Genomic DNA, 379 nt, shown 5'->3' with positions numbered 1-379 from the left:
GCGGGCGGCTGTTGCGGGCGTCGGATGAAGGGGCATCTAATGAGAGCAATCGATGACCAGCGCAGCGGACCTGATCGTAACCACGCCCAGCGGCCTGTATTGTCCGGCAGGCGACTTCTACGTTGACCCATGGCGGCCGGTAGATCGCGCCGTCATCACACATGCCCACAGTGACCACGCCCGTATAGGGCACCAGCATTACCTGGCCGCAGCCCCGGGAGCAGGCGTGCTGCGCGCACGCCTGGGAGCCGACATCCCCCTGCAAACCCTGCCGTACGGCGAGTCCATCGTCCATCACGGGGTGCGGCTGAGCTTTCATCCGGCGGGGCACGTACTGGGCTCTGCGCAGGTGCGGCTGGAATACGGCGGCGACGTGTGG

1 pseudogene is annotated in these 379 nt (G+C 66.5%); it reads left to right on the top strand.

Annotated features, from left to right (window positions below):
• Positions 1 to 52: 52 nt before the first annotated feature.
• Positions 53 to 379 (top strand): annotated as a pseudogene (locus JWH17_RS24820) (DNA ligase-associated DEXH box helicase); the annotation flags it as partial.

Origin of the sequence: Desulfogranum marinum, from assembly GCF_016918565.1 — a bacterium.
GTDB lineage: Bacteria > Desulfobacterota > Desulfobulbia > Desulfobulbales > Desulfobulbaceae > Desulfogranum > Desulfogranum marinum.
The sequence above is the reverse complement of the archived record's forward strand: the minus strand, read 5'-3'. Positions and strand labels throughout refer to the sequence as shown.